Origin of the sequence: [Muricauda] lutisoli (nom. illeg.) (assembly GCF_017313105.1) — a bacterium.
GTDB lineage: Bacteria > Bacteroidota > Bacteroidia > Flavobacteriales > Flavobacteriaceae > Flagellimonas > Flagellimonas lutisoli.
Window position 1 is genome coordinate 253,564 of the sequence record NZ_JAFLND010000002.1, and the last position, 18,089, is coordinate 271,652.

General features: G+C 42.5%; 15 protein-coding genes. 6 read left to right on the forward strand and 9 right to left on the reverse strand.

The features are described from left to right. Position 1: 1 nt before the first annotated feature. Positions 2-2,377, reverse strand: a complete 2,376-nt coding sequence (locus J0X13_RS08425) for a GAF domain-containing protein (protein ID WP_207071013.1) — start codon at positions 2,375-2,377, stop codon at positions 2-4. Positions 2,378-2,494: 117 nt separating this feature from the next. On the opposite strand from J0X13_RS08425, the gene J0X13_RS08430 reads away from it, so the two are divergent. Next, positions 2,495-3,391, forward strand: coding sequence for a metallophosphoesterase (locus J0X13_RS08430; protein WP_207071014.1), 897 nt, complete (start codon positions 2,495-2,497; stop codon positions 3,389-3,391). On the opposite strand, the gene J0X13_RS08435 is transcribed toward J0X13_RS08430, so the two are convergent. Next, a complete protein-coding gene (locus J0X13_RS08435) occupies positions 3,388-4,647 on the reverse strand; it encodes an aminotransferase class V-fold PLP-dependent enzyme (RefSeq protein ID WP_207071015.1) in 1,260 nt (419 codons plus the stop codon). The two genes, J0X13_RS08430 and J0X13_RS08435, sit on opposite strands and share 4 nt — an antisense overlap. Positions 4,648-4,725: 78 nt before the next feature. On the opposite strand from J0X13_RS08435, the gene J0X13_RS08440 reads away from it, so the two are divergent. From J0X13_RS08440 to J0X13_RS08450, 3 genes are all read left to right on the forward strand, one after another. Continuing rightward, on the forward strand, positions 4,726-5,889 hold the full coding sequence (locus tag J0X13_RS08440) for a helix-turn-helix domain-containing protein (RefSeq protein WP_207071016.1): 1,164 nt from the start codon (positions 4,726-4,728) through the stop codon (positions 5,887-5,889). An 89-nt stretch (positions 5,890-5,978) separates the two neighbouring features. Continuing rightward, positions 5,979-7,115: an acyltransferase family protein gene (locus J0X13_RS08445; RefSeq protein ID WP_207071017.1), complete on the forward strand. Its 1,137-nt coding sequence runs from the start codon at positions 5,979-5,981 to the stop codon at positions 7,113-7,115. 81 nt (positions 7,116-7,196) lie between these two features. After that, positions 7,197-7,862, forward strand: coding sequence for a hypothetical protein (locus tag J0X13_RS08450; RefSeq protein WP_207071018.1), 666 nt, complete (start codon positions 7,197-7,199; stop codon positions 7,860-7,862). A 9-nt stretch (positions 7,863-7,871) separates the two neighbouring features. On the opposite strand, the gene J0X13_RS08455 is transcribed toward J0X13_RS08450, so the two are convergent. Together J0X13_RS08455 and J0X13_RS08460 are read right to left on the reverse strand one after the other, a co-directional pair. Beyond that, complete coding sequence (locus J0X13_RS08455) at positions 7,872-10,040, reverse strand: acylase (RefSeq protein WP_207071019.1); 2,169 nt, start codon at positions 10,038-10,040, stop codon at positions 7,872-7,874. Between the two features lie 51 nt (positions 10,041-10,091). Next, positions 10,092-11,129: a TPM domain-containing protein gene (locus J0X13_RS08460; protein ID WP_207071020.1), complete on the reverse strand. Its 1,038-nt coding sequence runs from the start codon at positions 11,127-11,129 to the stop codon at positions 10,092-10,094. Positions 11,130-11,248: 119 nt separating this feature from the next. Here J0X13_RS08460 and J0X13_RS08465 point away from each other — a divergent pair, with 119 nt between their 5' ends. Next, positions 11,249-12,985, forward strand: a complete 1,737-nt coding sequence (locus J0X13_RS08465; RefSeq protein ID WP_207071021.1) for an ABC transporter ATP-binding protein — start codon at positions 11,249-11,251, stop codon at positions 12,983-12,985. Here J0X13_RS08465 and J0X13_RS08470 read toward each other — a convergent pair. The 4 genes from J0X13_RS08470 to J0X13_RS08485 all read right to left on the reverse strand — a co-directional run bounded on the left by J0X13_RS08470 (position 12,982) and on the right by J0X13_RS08485 (position 15,878). Beyond that, entirely contained in the window at positions 12,982-13,314 is a 333-nt protein-coding gene (locus tag J0X13_RS08470; RefSeq protein ID WP_207071022.1) for a 2Fe-2S iron-sulfur cluster-binding family protein, read from the reverse strand. The two genes, J0X13_RS08465 and J0X13_RS08470, sit on opposite strands and share 4 nt — an antisense overlap. Before the next feature lie 56 nt (positions 13,315-13,370). Further along, positions 13,371-14,429 (reverse strand): NAD(P)/FAD-dependent oxidoreductase, encoded by a 1,059-nt coding sequence (locus J0X13_RS08475; protein ID WP_207071023.1) that lies wholly within the window; start codon positions 14,427-14,429, stop codon positions 13,371-13,373. A 61-nt stretch (positions 14,430-14,490) separates the two neighbouring features. Then, positions 14,491-14,727, reverse strand: a complete 237-nt coding sequence (locus J0X13_RS08480; protein ID WP_207071445.1) for a NifU family protein — start codon at positions 14,725-14,727, stop codon at positions 14,491-14,493. An 11-nt stretch (positions 14,728-14,738) separates the two neighbouring features. Next, positions 14,739-15,878: an Mrp/NBP35 family ATP-binding protein gene (locus J0X13_RS08485; protein ID WP_207071024.1), complete on the reverse strand. Its 1,140-nt coding sequence runs from the start codon at positions 15,876-15,878 to the stop codon at positions 14,739-14,741. 224 nt (positions 15,879-16,102) lie between these two features. Between J0X13_RS08485 and J0X13_RS08490 the strand changes: the two genes are divergently transcribed. Beyond that, positions 16,103-17,764 (forward strand): amidase, encoded by a 1,662-nt coding sequence (locus tag J0X13_RS08490; RefSeq protein WP_207071025.1) that lies wholly within the window; start codon positions 16,103-16,105, stop codon positions 17,762-17,764. Here the strand turns inward: J0X13_RS08490 and J0X13_RS08495 are convergent, their stop codons facing one another. Continuing rightward, positions 17,765-18,088 (reverse strand): MGMT family protein, encoded by a 324-nt coding sequence (locus J0X13_RS08495; protein WP_207071026.1) that lies wholly within the window; start codon positions 18,086-18,088, stop codon positions 17,765-17,767. It lies immediately after the preceding gene. Position 18,089: the final 1 nt, after the last annotated feature.

The following is an 18,089-nucleotide window of genomic DNA, read 5'->3' on the forward strand; positions in this document are numbered from 1 at the left end:
ATCACTTGCTCAATTCTGCCATAAGGTCATCGTACGTGTAGGTGCGCTCCGATGTTTTATCCGTTTGATACAATATCTCCGCACGTATCGCTTTTAAACCAGATACACCTTGAACACCTTCCAATTCAACGATTTCAATATTGTTGGTAAAGTAACCTTTGGCCTTTAAAAAACTGATGTACCGCAAATACTCTTTTTCATCCTTGCGTTGGGAATATACTATGGCCAGTTTTCCTTTTTGTGTAAGGCGCTCGTTGGTTCCTTTGATATAGGACTTGTCTATGCGTTTTTTAATGACTTCATACCTGGCGTTATAGGTGCCATCAACATCAAAACGTTTTTCATCCATTCTAAAACGAATGGCCAAAGATGTGCTGTATACCAAAACCAGGGATGCCACATCCAATTTAACCGGCAAATGGGGTTTAAGGCTGTAGTACCTGTTCTCCATTTCGCACATTACTTGAAGCTGCCATAACCTTAGATTGCTCAAGAAGAGTTCATTGAATTCCTGATCTTTGGCAATAGAGCTCCCGATGTACATATTGTGCTCCACGCCATCTGTTTTATAGCGCTCAAAATAATGTGGGAACATTTCTTGGGCCTCTTCCTGTTTTTTATCCAAAAGGGTTGCCAACTTCATATTGGCCTCCATTACGCTGTTATCGTAATTTCTGCGATGGTCGTAATAGCTTTCGGTGGCTTTGTCTATCTTTTCGTTATACTTGCCCAAAAGCGCAGCAATGTCACCATCTTCCTTTTGAAGGTGATTGAACACAGGGTCCACTTCTTCTTTTACAAAATCAAAAACGGCCTGTTCGGTGTGTGTGAACAATGCTTCCTTAACCTCATTCAAATAGTTGTTTACCCTAAACATCAACTCTTCATAAATGGGAAGCTTGTATTTATTGAATGCGATTTCCAGGATATCATTGATTTCGGAAAGTTGGATCATTAGATCCCTCTGAATGGCCAGGTTACGTTGCTTTGCGGAATCCTTGATGTCAATTTGGCCATATAAGGGATAGACATCTTTAAAAACAATCTCTTTAAATACGGGTTCATTGCCAGCCAATTCATCCGCCATAAATCGTTTGGCCTCTTCTTGGAACTTCCAATATACCGATGGATGCACAGAGGTACACTCATGCTGGATAACCGCATCGATCAAGTTCTCTTCTTCCTCGATGGTTCGCATTACCGCTGCAATAATGTACGGCATTACATCATCGAGCTTATTGGCATTTACACTATTGAGTTCGTTTGCTTTACCGGAAACCAACTCAAGAACCCCCAATAATTCACCATTTACGGAAATTGGGGCCAAAATGGCACTTTTAATGCCTTGTTCAATCAGGTTTTTATAGGGTTGCACCTTGCCATTGGTACGTTCAAAATATTTTTCTACGTTGGAAATAGCAAAATATTTGTTCTCTTTGAACAATTTTCCATGTGAATAATTGCAAAAGGTAGAATCGCACTTCTCCGTATCCTTGCCGTTAAGGATATAACTGTCCATGCCCTTTCCATATATCTTAAAAAAATGGTTTGCACCGGAATCGTACCCCGCAAAGCCGACTTTTATATCGTTGAGCCTAAAAAACGACCTAAACGTATCTTCGAAATTCTCCATAAAGGACTCCTTGCCTCTTTGGGTTCTTCCGATCAGGGTAGACTTTATTTCCGAGACCGAGTGCTCCGCAGTTACATCGAACATATTGGAAATAACAAAACCTTTGGCTATAAAACTATTCGGTGGTATTTTTTTCTTCCATAGGTCAAGGTTGTAAAAGTTGTCCAACAACTCATCCACATCGTCTTGGGTAATCTCCTTGGCCTTATCGGTCGGAATAATTTCCATAAAGTCCGCATTGTACAAAATGCGGTACCTGCGCATCACTCCGTTGGTATCCGGTATATCATAAAAGAAGGGACGTCTAAAATCCAAATTATACCCGTAATAAAACTTCAGGATTACGGTGGATCGCATGATATAACCGAACTCTCGTGGTATATTGGTTATTTCCAAGTCAAAATCGTCGCCCGCATCTTTTAGGATTTGACGAAACCTTTCAGAAGAATTGAACACCAGATTTTCAAAAGGAGTGGATGCTGTTTTAATTTCGTTCTTGGTTAAAATTGGAGAAAAGGAATCCTCCAAAATCACTCGAATCACATCCTTGTGTTTGTCCAACAAAGACAAATCGGAAAAACCTTCCCTTAATTCCGGATACGGGGCCTGTGCCTCCAAAACATACTTCGCTCTTTCAGCATCATGTGGATTGGAACTTTTTAGTTGTTCATCGTAGTGTTCCAGCAATTTGTTGAAACTCACCAATTGAACCAAAGGACTTTCCGAATGGTAGTCGTGCTTCATACACAGTTAGTCGAGGATTAGAGGGCAAAGTTACAAAAAGTAAAAATGCATGTCGTTTTATGGGTAACTTTATGGACAAATCGTCATTTTTAAGGATATTTAGCAAAATTCTTTTCCATGTCCTCTTCAACCCGGTTAGACAGAGCCTACCAAAACGCCATGACGATTCCGTTTGATAAGGATTCCAAGTTTATCTTTTTTAGCGATTGCCATAGAGGGGACAACAGCTTTGCCGATGATTTCGCAAACAATCGGAACATTTATTTTCATGCCCTGAACCATTATTATCGAGAAGGCTTCCATTACATTGAACTAGGCGATGGGGACGAACTTTGGGAAAACTTGAGTTTTGAATCCATTTTTGAAGCGCACAAAAATGTGTACCAGCTTCTGCGAAGGTTCCATTTGGAAAAGCGTCTTCATATGCTCTGGGGCAACCACGATATGGTATACAGAGATCCTGACTATGTCGACAAACACCTATCCCATTATTTTGAACCCATTGATGGCTCCGACAAAAAGCTTTTTGAAGGCATCAACTACCATGAAGCACTTATATTAAAAAATGCTGACACCGGACAAGAAATTTTTTGTGTTCATGGACACCAAGCGGATTGGTGGAACTATGTATGTTGGCGCATTGGCCGGTTTTTGGTCCGAATTTTATGGAAACCGTTACAAGTGGTGGGTATAGCAGACCCTACAAGTCCTGCTAAAAACTATAAGGAACTTATCCGTATAGAAAAACGAATCAAACGGTGGATTTTAAAAAAGGATCTACTGGTTACCTTGGCCGGACATACCCATAGGCCTCGATTTCCCGAGCCGGGCCAAATTCCCTTTTTTAACGATGGCAGTTGTGTTCATCCTAGAAGCATTACTGGTATTGAAATTGAAAATGGTAAAATATCCCTCATCAAGTGGCATATCGATACCAAACCTGACGGTACTCTCCAAATTGTTAGGGTTTTGCTGGAAGGCCCTGAGAAACTTGAGGATTATGTTGACCACTAAGCTCGTTTCGCCATAGTTTTGACAGCTCCCACAAAATGGTCCAACTCATCTACAGTGGTAAATACATTGGGAGTGATCCGGCATCCGTGCACATTCTCAAAATCTATGGCCACCGTCCAAACATTGAACTCCTCCAGTAACGTTTTGGCCATTTCGCTTGGCTTCATGTTCGTAAGCCCAACGTTGGCAATACCACAACTTCTGTGGGGCTCGATCGGCGTATTGATAATCACATTGTCCACGTTCCGCAACTGATCGCTCCAATATCGTTGTAAATAACGCATGCGGTTTTCCTTTCGCTCAGCACCAATCATTTCAAGATAATCCACAGCGTCGTTTATGGTCAGGTCCGTGTGCACTGGATGGGTTCCCGTATGGTTCAGCCTGCGAATTTTGGTCTGATCATTTTCATGCTCGGCCAATAAAGGCCAAATCTTCGGAATATTCCTTTCGGCAACATACAGCATCCCCGCTCCTAAAGGGGCACAAAGCCATTTATGTAAACTGGAGCCATAGTAATCGCAGTCCAGTTCGGCCAAATCAACCTTTATATGTCCTACGCAATGAGCACCATCAACCATCACCTCAACACCGTGGGAATGAGCCATATCACATATTTTTCGAACGGGCAAAATTTGACCCGTGACATTGACCATATGGCACACCATTAACAATTTGGTATTAGGTGTAATCTGTGATTCATAGAGCGATACAATTTCTTCATCCGATTCCGGGTGATTGGGCAAGGACACTTTTTTGCAAACAATTCCATAACGGTCTTCCATTTGATGAAAATGTACTTGCATGGCCCCATAGTCCTGAACAGCATAAATGGCTTCATCTCCCTTTTCCCATGGATAGCCACCTATGATCATATCCAAGGATTCTGTTGTGTTTCGGGTAATGATCAATTCCTTTTCTGAACAATTGACCAATTCGGCCACACGCGTGGCGGCCTTTTTCTTGTTGTCCCATTGCACTGTACGCATGTAATAAGAGCCTTCATAATTCACGCGTTGCACGTGTTCCGTGTATTTCTCCAGAATGGGAGTGGGAACTATATTGTAGTACCCGCTTTCAAGGTTGATGTAATCCGGTTTCAGTTTGTAATCTTTTCTGATCCGCTCCCAAAAAGCCTCGCTATCCTTCTCAGGATATGGCATTACATTTTTGGATGTGTTTTCCAAGGTAAGTGGTAATAATGGGGCGGCCATTGCAGCGCTGCCCATATAGCGTAAAAACTGTCTCTTTTTCATTTTGGCCGGGTTGATTAAAAAAAGATTGGTACTTTTCGTTTGTACTTTTGTCTTCAAGATACAATTTACACCCTTAACATGGAAGATGTAAAGGTTATATTAGATCAAATTCCTATACGTTACGACCTTGCGTCCCACATCATGCTATTGGGCATTGTACAAGGGTTCTTCTTGGCCTTTGTCATTTTTTTAAGGGCAAAACGGAAATCGGCCATTAATTTGTTCGGCTGGTCCCTATTGGTTCAATGCCTGGTGTTTTTGGACATTTACCTATGCTACACCGGCTTAATGAAATACGTGATCCACCTGAACGATTCCACGGAGGTTTTGGTACTCTTGATCACACCTACCCTATATTTTTTCCTGTATACCTTATTGGAACGAAAGCCCATCACTCTAAAAAAGCATTGGCCACATTTTATACTCCCCTTGCTTTATCTTATTTCTCAAATCAACTATTACCTTAGCCCTATTCAGGTAAAATTAAATGCCTATTTGAGTGCATACCATAGGGAACTGGGATTTGTAGATGTCCCAGAAAGCATAAATTACTCTTATCACCATATCAAAAACCAATTTAGATGGCTGGTCCTTTTCAGTTTTGCATTCTATTTGATTTTGTCCCTTTTACTGTTGCTAAAAACCAGAAAAAGAGAGTGGTCCTCTTCTAAAAACATTAAAGTGGATAAGTACGTTTTTTCCAGGAATACGGTTATTTTCTTTCTTGCCCTTATGTTCACATTGCTTATTATATATTTAAATTATGATGATGATGGTGGAGACCATATTATTGGCATAGTGCAATCCATTACCATTTTTATCACCTCATTTTTTATTCTCTCCGAATCGCGTTTTTTCGAAAAATCGTGGATTGCGGACAAATATGAGACCCTGACCAACAACACCATCAAATTTGAGAATATTGAACGTTTTATGTCGGAATCCCAATTTTATTCACATCAAGAGGTGACCCTTAAAAAGGTGGCTGAAAAACTGGACACCAATAGCAATACCATCTCCAAATTGATCAATTCGGAAAGCGGTCTCAACTTTAACGATTATATCAACCAAAAAAGAATTGCCTTGGCACAGCAAAGGTTGTTGGACGAAAAATTCAAACAACTTACGGTGGAGGCCGTTGGCCAATCCGTTGGGTTCAAGTCCAAATCGGCCTTTTACAATGCTTTTAAAAAACATACGGGACAATCGCCCTCTGCGTTTATGAAGCAAAACAAGGTGTAATTTCTCCACAATTGCAATACAGGACTTTTCTCGAACCAAAAACCCGTAGTGTTTAAGCAGCAGTTTTCATCTTTGGGAAAAATTTTAGGATGAAAACTACTATCAGACGTTACGATTTGGATTGGCTACGTGTTATTGTATTTGCACTGCTTATATTTTATCACGTAGGAATGTTTTTTGTTCCCTGGGGCTGGCACTTAAAAAACAATGTAATTTATGACTGGCTCCGCTGGCCCATGTCTTTCTTGAATCAATGGCGTTTGCCCATCCTATTTGTTATATCCGGAATGGGGACCTTCTACGCCTTGGGCAAAAGAAGCATGGGCAAATTTGTATGGGAACGCTTCCTTCGTTTAGGGATTCCCTTGGTGGTAGGCATGTTTTTGATCGTGCCTCCACAAGTATATTTTGAGCGTTTGGTGGATGGGACATTTACAGGCTCGTATTGGAAATATTTCACCACTATTGCTTTCGATGGCATCTATCCGGAAGGAAACTACAGTTGGCACCACCTTTGGTTTTTGCCTTACCTTTTGGTGTTTTCGTGGATTTTGGCCCCACTTTTTATCTACTTAAGAAAGCATCAGACCCGCTTTATTGCTTGGGTAAAACGTTTGATTGAAAGAACATGGGGAATCTATGCATTTGTAATTCCACTCTACTTTGTGGAATCGTTGGTGGAGCCCTTTTTTCCCGTGACCCATGCCTTGGTAGATGATTGGTTCAATTTCACGTTCAATATTATCCTGTTCTTTTATGGGTTCGTATTGATAGCTACGGGCGATGTGTTTTGGCAAACAGTGGCCAATGTAAAGAGAAAGGCACTTGTTTTGGGTGTGATCGGTTTTTCAGGTCAAGTGATTATTTGGTTGTATTTTGAAGATGGGTATGTAATTCATTTCACCGAAGCACTATTGAAAGTGGTGAACCTGTGGTCCTGGATTTTGGTCCTTTTTGCCTATGCGGCCCAATACCTCAATAAACCCAGCAAAGGTCTTGCTTATGCCAATAGAGCGGTTTATCCTTTCTATATTTTGCACCAGACCATTACAGTTGGCATTGCCTATTTTTTGATGGATTTGCGTTGGGGCTTTTTGCCAAAAGCAATTATTCTTGTAATAGGAACGTTTGGTATTAGTTGGTTGATTTACGACCTGATTATTTTACGTATTCCGATACTTCATCCGTTATTTGGATTAAAACCAAAGCATAAAAAAAGTATGTAGGTTAACGATTTAACTACAATTTATACTGTTGATGGCAAGGTATTTGCTAATTTTATAAAAGGATATTCGCTTGTTCTTATTATGAAAAGACTGATTTTCATTTTTTTGGGAATTGTTTTGGGAGCTGTTTCGGCACACGCTCAGTCGTCGGATATTCCCACTACCCGCCCTTTGAAAATAGGAACCAATAACAAACTGGACGTAAAAGCAAGCAACCAAGGTACTTTATTGCGTATGCCTTCCGTACTCGATGAAAACCTTACTTCCAAAAACAATAAACCGACCATTAAAATGTTGCCGGACCGGGAACTGCTGCAAGCTGGTCACGATATGGTTATAGACCCCAAGGTAATCGAAAAGCGGGAAAAGGGGGCCAATGAACATTTTGGCGATCAATACTTGGGCGATTTTACGACCAAAGCCAAATTTGTGGGCATAGTCGCCAGGGACCACGAATATGTGGACGGCGACCGAATTAAAATTTACGTGAACGGTGAAGTAGTCGAATACAATCTTTTACTTGGTGGTACCTTCAAGGGTATCAACCTAGATTTGACAGAGGGTTTTAACCGTATAGAGTTCGAAGCTCTTAACCAGGGCTCTTCAGGGCCCAATACCGCACAGGTGGTCGTAACCGACGACAAGGGCGTGGTTATCCACAACAACCGTTGGAATCTATCCACTGGCTCCAAAGCCAGCCTTATTATTGTAAAGGAGGAGGATAGCGGTATAGAAAAAAGTAACTAAGTTTTTTCCTCAGTACTTCTCACCTGGCGAATAGGTAACTTCCGCACGTTTTAGTACGTCTTCTTTGTAATATGCCGCATCTTTGAACTCCTTATCGGCGTAGCGTTGTGCCTGATCATTGAAATGTGGAGACTCAGGATCTCCACTTTGACCTCCTGCCAGCATTGTTTTGGCTTTTACCTTATCCCCAAACTCCACGGCAGCCACAAAACTGTTGCCACGAGTTCCATAAATCTTTTTAGTATTGTTGTTGTAACGAGCTCCGTAAGCGGCTAGAGCCCCCCATCGACCACTGGCAAAACCAATGGGAATACTGGGTTTAGCATCATCAAACGCCTGGCGGATATCGCCGTTCAAACGTTGGTAACGGTTGACCTCGCCCCAAGGCATTTTCCAAGTTCCAAAATCAGACTCTAAAATATCCAAAGTTTCTTTTAGGAAATCAAGTTTCTTTTGATCGTCCCATGCATCTCCCCAATATGCCACCCATTGCATAGAGTACATACCTTCAGGTCTTTCGGCTTTGGAGTAACAGAGCGTACCGTAATAATGCGCCAAAGTCATGGCAATGGATTCCTTGGAAGTTGTAAAATCCCAATCACGTAATACATCAATAGCTTCTTTCAATTCTGGATCTGGATTTGAATCGTACGCTTTTACCAACCCAGGAATCAATGCCTCAAAAGCTGGCAAATAAGGGTCGTGTGCCATTTCAATGAGTCCGTCCAAGGTATATCCGCTTCTGCCGGTCAAGAGCTCAATGGCATGGATACCCCTAAAGTTTTCTTGGTCCCTTGACATGTAATTGGGGTAATCTTCGCGTTTTGGACTAAACTCAAGCGCAGAGGTATACGGCGTAGAATTACAATTTTGAATCCATCCATTTTCTGGATTCAGCACCAAAATATTTTCATCCACGGTATGCAATCCTTGCCAATCGGTTTTGGGATTGCTGCCATCTACTGGCTCGGTATAATCAAAATTGGTATCGCGCTTTGGAACAAAATTACCATGAAAATAAGCGATGTTTCCTTCGGCATCGGCATAAACGGTATTGTTGGATGAATTCGTTCGGATATCCATCATCTCCCTAAAACCTTTATAACCATCCTGTTTGGTGCGGATGTAGGATTGCTCCAACGCTTTAACAGGTTCCCACATCATGGCAGATGCCGTCCATTGATCATCCACCTGATGGGTGATCGGTCCGTGGTGCGTTCGGTACATCGGGAAGGTTTTCTCTTTCATAAGCTCCCCATCCTTATATTTTAAGGTGACCGAACTGGAATCTACCGGCCGTAATTCCTCTCCATACTGATAAAATAGTTTCCCATCATTCTTAACTATGGTTTCCTTAAACTCATCCATCACATCGGTATAGGTCGATGTATGCATCCAGCCAGTTTTTTCATTGAAGCCTTGATATACAAAAAATTGCCCCCAAGTCACGGCACCATAGGCATTCAGTCCTTCTTCGCTCACTACGTGCACCTCTCCCCTAAAATAAAAAGAGGTGTGTGGATTGATCAAGAGCATCGCATTTCCAGATTCCGTCAAGTCTCCGGAAATGGCAATTCCATTGGAACCTTGTGGTTCTGCCATTTCTTCCTCTTTTTTGAGTTGAAGCGCTTCCATCTTGGGCAATTCCATACCACTTTCGTAAAAACTTTTGATTTTTCTGGTGGATATACGTTCAATGTCCCCTCCGATAGACCCTTCGCTAAAATACATTGGCATCCAAGGTTCAAAACGGGTCAATAATTTTGGTTTTACTTCGGGATGGGTATGCAAGTAGTAATTGATTCCATCAGCAAATGCATCACAAAGCTCTTTTAGCCATTCAGGACTGTTTTCATAATTGGCCTTGGCTTCTTCTTCTGTCATAAAAAGCTTTGCACGTAGGTCACTGTACAAGGCATCCTCACCTTCAACTTCGGCCAAACGTCCTGTGGCCCAAATATAATTGCGCTCTACCCTGTTAAAATCATCCTCGCACTGGGCATAAAGCAATCCAAACACAGCATCGGCATCCGTTTTTCCATAAATGTGGGGTACACCAAAATCATCTCGAATTATGGTGATGTTTTCAGCTTGTGCTTCCCATTGTTCCACCTCGGTCTGTGGTTTTTCGGAACAGGAAATAAACAAAAAGAGGGCTGCAAGGAATGTAATTCTCATTTCGGGGATCAGTTTAGTTTGTTTGGTGAAAATACGGGAAATCCGAAACAATTACCAACTTCCGCTTGCACCTCCTCCGCCAGAACTGCCCCCACCACCGGAAAAACTGCTGGAAGAACCGCTACTGGAACCAGAGCCAAAAGAATGTGTGCCCGATGAGGAGAAGGTTTTCTCCATGTAGGTCTTGTCGGATTTAAAAAACGATAGCTTGAAATCGTCATTACCTTTTTTACGGATTTTTAATATTGCCAAGATTATTGTGATCGCAATGAATGCAACAATCACAAATAATACCCAAGTAAGATCTTTGGACAGTCCAAACAATATATCATCATATTCGAGCAACATTGTCATAAAAAACAATGGCATGCCCATAAAGACCAATCCAAAAATCAAAGGAATCATGGAGAATGCCGCCATAAACACACCTCTGACCACCGCCAGCTTCCCAATGAAAATCCCTCGAATTATCTCGATCAACGTGGAATACCCCTTATAAAAAACAAAGCCTCCAACTGCAACGAACATCATTAAAAAAAGGCCAATTACCCCTAAAAGCCACCAGGGCATTTCAGCTTCGGCCTCTATTTCTGCATTGAACTCTTCCAGTGCATCGGGATTGTTTAAAAATTCAATGATTTGGTTGGTGGCAGCGTCCAATCCTCCAAAGTAATCCTCATCCTTGAACCTGGGAATCATTGTATTTCGAATGATGCGTGAAGCCACAGCATCGGTAATGTAGGGTTCCAGACCGTAACCGACTTCAATTCGGACTTCCCTATCCAGCTTTGAGAAAAGAATCAGTATTCCGTTATCCTCGCCTTCTTGTCCCAGCCTGTTCTGATTAAAAACCTCTAAGGCATACTTCTCTATGGTCTCATTACCCAACGCATCAATGGTCAAAATCACTAATTGATTAGTCGTCTTTGATTCAAATTGGTACAGTTTGTTACGAAGTTCTTCGAGCTGTTGTTGCGTAAAAATCTGGGCATTGTCCGTGACTATCTCGGTCAGTTTGGGATACTCTTGTTGTGCTGCACACAAAGAGCATATCAAAAACAAAAAACCAAACCATCGAACTTTTAACATAGCTGTTTGTATAATTCAAGCATTTAAATATAGTGTTTGTAATTTTTCCGTAACCAAAACCAAACGATTCGGCATCCTTTTAATTTGACGTAACTTGCAGTTTCTTTCTAAAAATTGTTATGCCCGATAAAAAAGTAAGCATCCTTACCGCATTTAAAACCATAATTTGGCCCAAAAGGAAACTTGTTTTTCTAGGCCTTTTGTTGATTGCCATAAGTAAAGCAGCCAGTTTTGTTGCACCCATTGCCTCCAAATACCTTATTGATGATGTTATCGTGAAAAAGGATGTGGAAATGCTCAAATATTTGGTCGCTGGCGTAATGTTAGCGATTCTTGTACAGTCCGTAACCTCGTTCTTGTTGACCAAAATTTTAAGCGTGCAGGCACAATACCTGATTTCTGAACTACGGGCTCAGGTACAGAAAAAAGTATTGGCTTTGCCTGTTCGATTTTTCGACAACGCTAAATCAGGAGCCTTGGTATCCCGGATTATGTCGGATGTGGAGGGTGTCCGAAACCTCATCGGGACAGGCTTGGTGCAATTGGTAGGGGGTATCATTACTGCAGTGGTTTCCTTGATATTGCTGATGGAGATCAGCGTATTTATGACCCTTTTCACCTTTATCCCGTTGACCATATTTGCGATCATCGCACTCAAAGCCTTTAAAATCATCCGCCCCATATTCAGGAATCGGGGCAAGATAAACGCGGAGGTCAAAGGTAGATTAACGGAAACATTGGGCGGCATACGTGTGATCAAGGGGTTCAATGCAGAAAAGCAGGAAGAAGAAGTTTTTGAAGTAGGAGTGGAGCGTCTGTACCAAAATGTAAAAAAGAGTTTGACCACCACTGCCTTTATGACGAGTTCCTCCACCTTTTTGCTAGGTGTAGCTACTACCAGCGTAATGGGTTTCGGTGGTTACAAAATTATCCACGACACCCTTACCGTGGGTGAATTCGTGGAATTTACGGTCTTATTGGGGCTTATGATCGCGCCCATTGTGCAAATGAGCAGCGTGGGAAGTCAATTGACCGAAGCCTTGGCCGGCCTCGACCGTACTGAGGAATTGATGAACTTGGAAGAAGAATCCGATGAGGAAAACCGAAACATTGTTTTGGACAAAGTTATTGGGCAAATGTCGTTTTCCGATGTCTGTTTTTCCTATGAAGAAGACAAAGAAGTTTTGCATAACATCAGTTTTGATGTGGAACCTGGCCAGGTTATCGCTTTGGTCGGCAGTTCTGGTTCTGGAAAATCAACCATTGCTGGCTTAGCGGCCAGTTTTTTAAACCCGGACTCCGGTACCATTACCATTGATGCACAAGACCTTGCCAAAGTGAATTTGAACAGCTTCAGACAATATTTAGGTGTTGTACTGCAAGATGATTTTTTGTTCGAGGGAACCATACGAGAAAACATACTTTTCCCGAGGCCTAATGCCAGCGAAGAAAAATTATTGGAAGCTGTACAAGCTGCTTATGTGGATGAATTCACAGACCGTTTTGATAAAGGACTGGATACCTTGATCGGGGAGCGTGGTGTTAAGCTTTCTGGAGGGCAACGTCAGCGGATTGCGATTGCTCGGGCGATTTTGGCCGATCCAAAAATCTTGGTTTTGGATGAGGCAACATCAAGTTTGGACACGGAATCCGAAGCGCTTATCCAGAAAAGTTTGGGGGAGCTTACCAAAGGTAGAACCACATTTGTAATCGCGCACCGATTGAGTACCATCCGAAAGGCCGACCAAATTCTTGTGATTGAAAACGGCCATATCTTGGAACAGGGCACTCACGAAAAATTGATAGCTTCTGAAGGAAGATATTACAACCTGTTTACCTATCAGGCAAGAATTTAAGGTTCTTCGGGAGCCAATTCTACTTCCAATCCGTCCAAATCCTCGGTAATATGGATTTGGCAACCCAGGCGACTGTTATCCTTTACGAAAAAGGCCTCGGCCAACATTGCTTCTTCATCATCCGACTTTTCAGGAAGTTGATGATCGGACTGCACATAGCATTGACAGGACGCACACATCGCCATTCCGCCACAAATACCAATGGTCCCCTCTGGAGCAAGTTCGTAGGAACGCACTACCTCCATTAGGTTCATGTTCATATCGGTTGGGGCATCCACTTCGTGCGAAACGCCTTCTCGGTCGGTTATTTTTATTTTGATATCGCTCATACCTATTCGAAAACTCCTAAACGAGTTTACTCAACGATTTAATTTTTGATTTATTCTTAGTCGATTGCCTTAATAACGGCTTTCGGCGCTTCCTTTTTGCTTCCATCAAAACCTGTTACGCCCCCAACGGTCGTATACTTCATTACATATTTTTTATCAGGGAAGATTTTTTGGTAGGCGCTTTGGCACATCAACGTTGCTTCATGAAAACCGCAAAGAATCAATTTTAGCTTACCAGGATAGGTATTGACATCTCCGATGGCATAGATTCCGGGAATGTTGGTCTGGTAATCGTAGGTATTGTCCACCTTAATGGCATTTTTCTCAATCTCCAGTCCCCAATCGGCAATAGGGCCCAATTTGGGCGACAATCCAAACAATGGGATAAAGTTTTCGACCTCTACATCGGTTTCTTCGGAAGTGGAGGTGTTCTTAACGGTCACTTTCTCCAACTGGTTCTCCCCTTTCAAAGCAACCACCTCAGCAGGGGTTATCAAATTGATTTTACCCTCGTTCTTGAGTTGCTGTACTTTTTCAACGGAATCCAAAGCTCCCCTAAATTCATTTCTACGATGCACCAAGGTCACTTCCTTGGCAACATCGGCCAAAAAGATGGACCAATCCAAAGCGGAATCCCCGCCACCGGCAATCAAGACTTTTTTGTTCCGATAGATTTCTGGCTCCTTGATCATATAGGCCACTCCGTTGTCCTCATATTTTTCCAAATTCTCCAACAACGGTTTTCTTGGCTCAAAACTGCCCAAACCACCTGCAATGGCAATCACGGGAGCATGATGTTTAGTGCCTTTGTTGGTCGTGACAATAAATGATCCATCGTCCAACTTTTCAATGGTCTCGGCGCGTTCACCCAAGGTAAATCCGGGTTGGAACGGTTTGATCTGCTCCATGAGGTTATCCACCAAATCGCCCGCCAATACTTCGGGGAATCCAGGAATATCGTAAATGGGTTTTTTTGGATATATCTCGGCACATTGACCACCTGCTTGTGGCAATGCATCTATTAGATGGCATTTGAGTTGTAAAAGGCCTGCTTCAAAAACAGCAAAGAGACCCGTAGGTCCCGCTCCAATTATCAGAATATCTGTTTTGATCATATATCAGGGATTTTGGCACGCAACTTACTGCTTGCCCAGATAAGTTCAAGATTTTTATCAGTTAGGAGATATTGACGACTTCTTCTATTTGAGGTGCGTACTTCTTAATGGTCATTTCCACACCACTCTTCAAAGTCATTTGATTTACACTACACCCAATGCAGTTACCTTCCAAACGGACTTTTACGGTATTGTCCTCGATGGATATCAAGGTAATGTCTCCTCCGTCGCTTTGCAAAAATGGACGTATTTCTTCCAACGCCTTTTCCACATTGCTCCTTGTTTCTTCTGATGTCATTGTAGTCATGCTCATTTCTTTTTAACAGCGGAACAACCAGCCATTGTTGTAATTTTTATTGCTTCGGTCGGGGGAAGATCTGTATTTCTTCTGACCAACTCCTGGACCACATTTTTTGTAAGCTCTTCAAAAGCCTCCTCGGTAGGGGTCGCTGTCTGCAAAGCAGCTGGTCTTCCTACATCACCTGCCTCCCTGATGCTCTGCACCAAAGGAATTTGTCCCAAAAATGGTACTTCCAGGTCTTCGGACAGGTTTTTTGCTCCGTTCTCACCGAAAATATAATACTTGTTGTCCGGCAACTCCGCAGGTGTAAAATACGCCATATTCTCCACGATTCCCAATACGGGTACGTTAATGGCTTCTTGCTGGAACATCGCAACTCCTTTTCTGGCATCTGCCAAAGCTATTTCCTGAGGGGTACTTACCACTACCGCACCTGTTACGGGCAGGGATTGCATAATGCTCAAATGGATATCACCTGTTCCTGGTGGCAAATCCAACAAAAGAAAGTCCAATTCGCCCCAATGTGCATCAAAAATCATTTGGTTCAATGCTTTTGCTGCCATGGGCCCTCTCCAGATAACTGCTTGATTGGGTTCAGTAAAAAATCCTATGGAAAGTAACTTTACCCCATAGTTTTCAATGGGTTTCATCTTGGCCTTGCCATCTACGTTAATGGACAACGGTTTTTCCGTGGCCACATCGAACATTATTGGCATGGAAGGACCGTAAATGTCCGTATCCAACAACCCTACCTTAAAACCCATTTTGGCCAAGGTCACGGCCAAGTTCGCAGTTACTGTGGATTTACCCACGCCACCTTTACCCGAGGCCACAGCTATAATGTTTTGAATTCCAGGAATCGGGTTTCCTTTTATTTGGTTCACTTTAGGTTTTTCCGGAGCATCAACCTTTAGGTTGACCTTTATTTTGGCTTTCTCATATACCTCTCTGTGAATACACTTCAATATTTCTACCTCTGTCTTCTTTTTGGCCTGAAGACTCGGGTTTTTGATGGTAACATCCACTTCGACCTCATCACCGAAAACCTGAACATTGGTCACTGCACCGCTCTCTACCAAGTTTTGGCCTTCACCGGGTGCGGAAATTTTTTCCAATGCTTTAAGAATATCTGTCTTTTTCAACTTCATGAATCAAATTTTTTTAAACCAATAGTTTGAACTGGTTCTAAACTACAAAGATACGGTGTTGACATTAGATTAAGAAGTTGTGCTGCTGAATTTCAAAAAAATCACATTTTCAATTATGATGAATGGAATAAACACCCCTAATCGGACACAAAACATAGGGATTATTGTGTTCTTTTTTTTAAAAAATGTAGCTTAGAAGCTGCTATTTGAAATTATCAACCAATATGCTGTCAAAAACCAGAATCCCCCAACTTGTTCTATTGTTTATTTCGTTAACATGGCTCTCGTGTTCTACCCATAAAAACTCCTTTACAAAGCGAGATGTGAAAAAGTCGGAAAAATTGATCGGCCTTCATTTCGCCAATAAAGACATTGACACCCTTTATCCCTATTTAAAAAGAAATCGCAGCGGGTTCGATTCATTGCGTAAATATCCCATTGGCAATGATGTTTTCCCTGCTGTACGTTTTGACCCAACCCCATTTGGCTTCACCATGCCCGAGCAACAAAATGGCACGGAGTGGGACATTCCAGATAATGTGGAAGTCCCCGAACCTTACGACTTGTTGGCATTTTACACGATTCCCCAGCTGGCCTCACTTGTTAAAAATCGGAAAATAACTTCTACAGAGCTGACAAGATTTTTCCTGGCCCGACTCAAAAAATATCAACCTGAACTGCAATGCAGCATCACCATTACAGATAGTTTGGCATTGGAACAGGCCAAGCGAGCAGACGAAGAAATCAAAAACGGAAAATACCGTGGTATTCTTCATGGCATTCCCTACGGCACCAAAGATTTGATGGCGGTTCCTGGATATCCCACCACTTGGGGAGCTGCTCCTTACAAGGACCAAATAATCAATGAAACAGCAACCGTTGTTAAAAAGTTGGAGGATGCCGGTGCCATTTTGGTTGCCAAATTGGTATCTGGCGCTTTGGCCCGTGGTGATGTATGGTTCAATGGGAAAACCAAAAATCCTTGGGACACCACGCAAGGGGCCAGTGGTTCCTCGGCAGGGTCCGGTTCAGCAACTTCGGCAGGACTTGTACCTTTCGCTTTGGGAACGGAGACCTTGGGCTCCATCACTTCTCCGAGTACAAGAAACGGAGTTACAGGACTTAGACCTACCTACGGAAGGGTAAGTCGGCATGGTGTAATGAGCTTGAGCTGGTCGATGGACAAAGTTGGACCATTGGCACGAAATGCAGAGGATTGTGCCATTGTTTTTGAGGCCATTCAAGGAAAAGATAAAAATGACCTGACCACCGTTGACCTTCCTTTTGGGATGAACTGGAAGAAGGACATTAAAAACTTAAGAGTAGCTTATTTGAAAAAGGACATTGAAGAGGATACCACGGAAACAGGAGACAATCTTAGAAAAGCCATTAAATCACTGAAAGAAATAGGAATTGAACCTACCGCTGTGGAAATGCCCAAAGAAGTACCTTATCGGGGATTTGACATTATTTTAAGAGCCGAAGCAGGAGCCTTTTTCGATGAACTGGTCCGTTCGGGAGGTGTGGATGTAATGGTAGAACAAGATCAACGCTCCCGGGCCAATTCCCTAAGGCAAAGTAGATTTATTCCCGCGGTGGAATATATCCAAGCGAACAGACAACGACAGGTCCTTATCCAAAAAATGCAGGATCTGATGAAGAATTACGATGTCTTGATCTCGCCCACTTTCGGGAACGATCAACTTTTGGCCACGAATTTAACAGGCCATCCCGTAATTGCGGTTCCTACAGGGTTGGATGACGAAAACCATCCGACAAGTATGACGTTTGTGGGCAATCTGTACGATGAGGAAAGTATTCTGTTATTGGCTAAAGCTTTTCAGGACAACACCTCTTTTGACGAATTACACCCACCAGGGTATTGATCAAAGCTCTGTGGCAGGGTCCCAAAAATACTTCTGAAAGTCGAGGATTTGATTGTCCTTAACCGGGATGCCTTCGTTTTCAAGAAGCTGTTGCATAATGTTGCTTCCATCAAAATGATGCTTGCCGGTTAAGACGCCCACTCTATTGACAACTCGATGTGCGGGAACATCCTTTGCCAAGGAGTTGTTCATGGCCCAACCAACCATTCGAGCACTACGGGCCGCACCCAGATATTTGGCAATTGCTCCGTAAGAAGTAACTCTTCCAAAGGGAATTTGTCTGGCCACTTCGTAGACTTTGTCAAAAAAGTTTTTTTCTTCCATG

Excerpts from the sequence above, each read along its gene's own strand:
- J0X13_RS08465 (WP_207071021.1), top strand. The coding sequence starts at position 11,249 with ATGCCCGATAAAAAAGTAAGCATCCTTACCGCATTTAAAACCATAATT.
- J0X13_RS08475 (WP_207071023.1), bottom strand. The coding sequence starts at position 14,429 with ATGATCAAAACAGATATTCTGATAATTGGAGCGGGACCTACGGGTCTC.
- J0X13_RS08495 (WP_207071026.1), bottom strand. The coding sequence starts at position 18,088 with ATGGAAGAAAAAAACTTTTTTGACAAAGTCTACGAAGTGGCCAGACAA.
- J0X13_RS08460 (WP_207071020.1), bottom strand. The coding sequence starts at position 11,129 with ATGTTAAAAGTTCGATGGTTTGGTTTTTTGTTTTTGATATGCTCTTTG.
- J0X13_RS08490 (WP_207071025.1), top strand. The coding sequence starts at position 16,103 with ATGCTGTCAAAAACCAGAATCCCCCAACTTGTTCTATTGTTTATTTCG.
- J0X13_RS08430 (WP_207071014.1), top strand. The coding sequence starts at position 2,495 with ATGTCCTCTTCAACCCGGTTAGACAGAGCCTACCAAAACGCCATGACG.
- J0X13_RS08480 (WP_207071445.1), bottom strand. The coding sequence starts at position 14,727 with ATGACATCAGAAGAAACAAGGAGCAATGTGGAAAAGGCGTTGGAAGAA.
- J0X13_RS08435 (WP_207071015.1), bottom strand. The coding sequence starts at position 4,647 with ATGAAAAAGAGACAGTTTTTACGCTATATGGGCAGCGCTGCAATGGCC.
- J0X13_RS08445 (WP_207071017.1), top strand. The coding sequence starts at position 5,979 with ATGAAAACTACTATCAGACGTTACGATTTGGATTGGCTACGTGTTATT.
- J0X13_RS08455 (WP_207071019.1), bottom strand. The coding sequence starts at position 10,040 with ATGAGAATTACATTCCTTGCAGCCCTCTTTTTGTTTATTTCCTGTTCC.
- J0X13_RS08440 (WP_207071016.1), top strand. The coding sequence starts at position 4,726 with ATGGAAGATGTAAAGGTTATATTAGATCAAATTCCTATACGTTACGAC.
- J0X13_RS08450 (WP_207071018.1), top strand. The coding sequence starts at position 7,197 with ATGAAAAGACTGATTTTCATTTTTTTGGGAATTGTTTTGGGAGCTGTT.
- J0X13_RS08470 (WP_207071022.1), bottom strand. The coding sequence starts at position 13,314 with ATGAGCGATATCAAAATAAAAATAACCGACCGAGAAGGCGTTTCGCAC.
- J0X13_RS08425 (WP_207071013.1), bottom strand. The coding sequence starts at position 2,377 with ATGAAGCACGACTACCATTCGGAAAGTCCTTTGGTTCAATTGGTGAGT.
- J0X13_RS08485 (WP_207071024.1), bottom strand. The coding sequence starts at position 15,878 with ATGAAGTTGAAAAAGACAGATATTCTTAAAGCATTGGAAAAAATTTCC.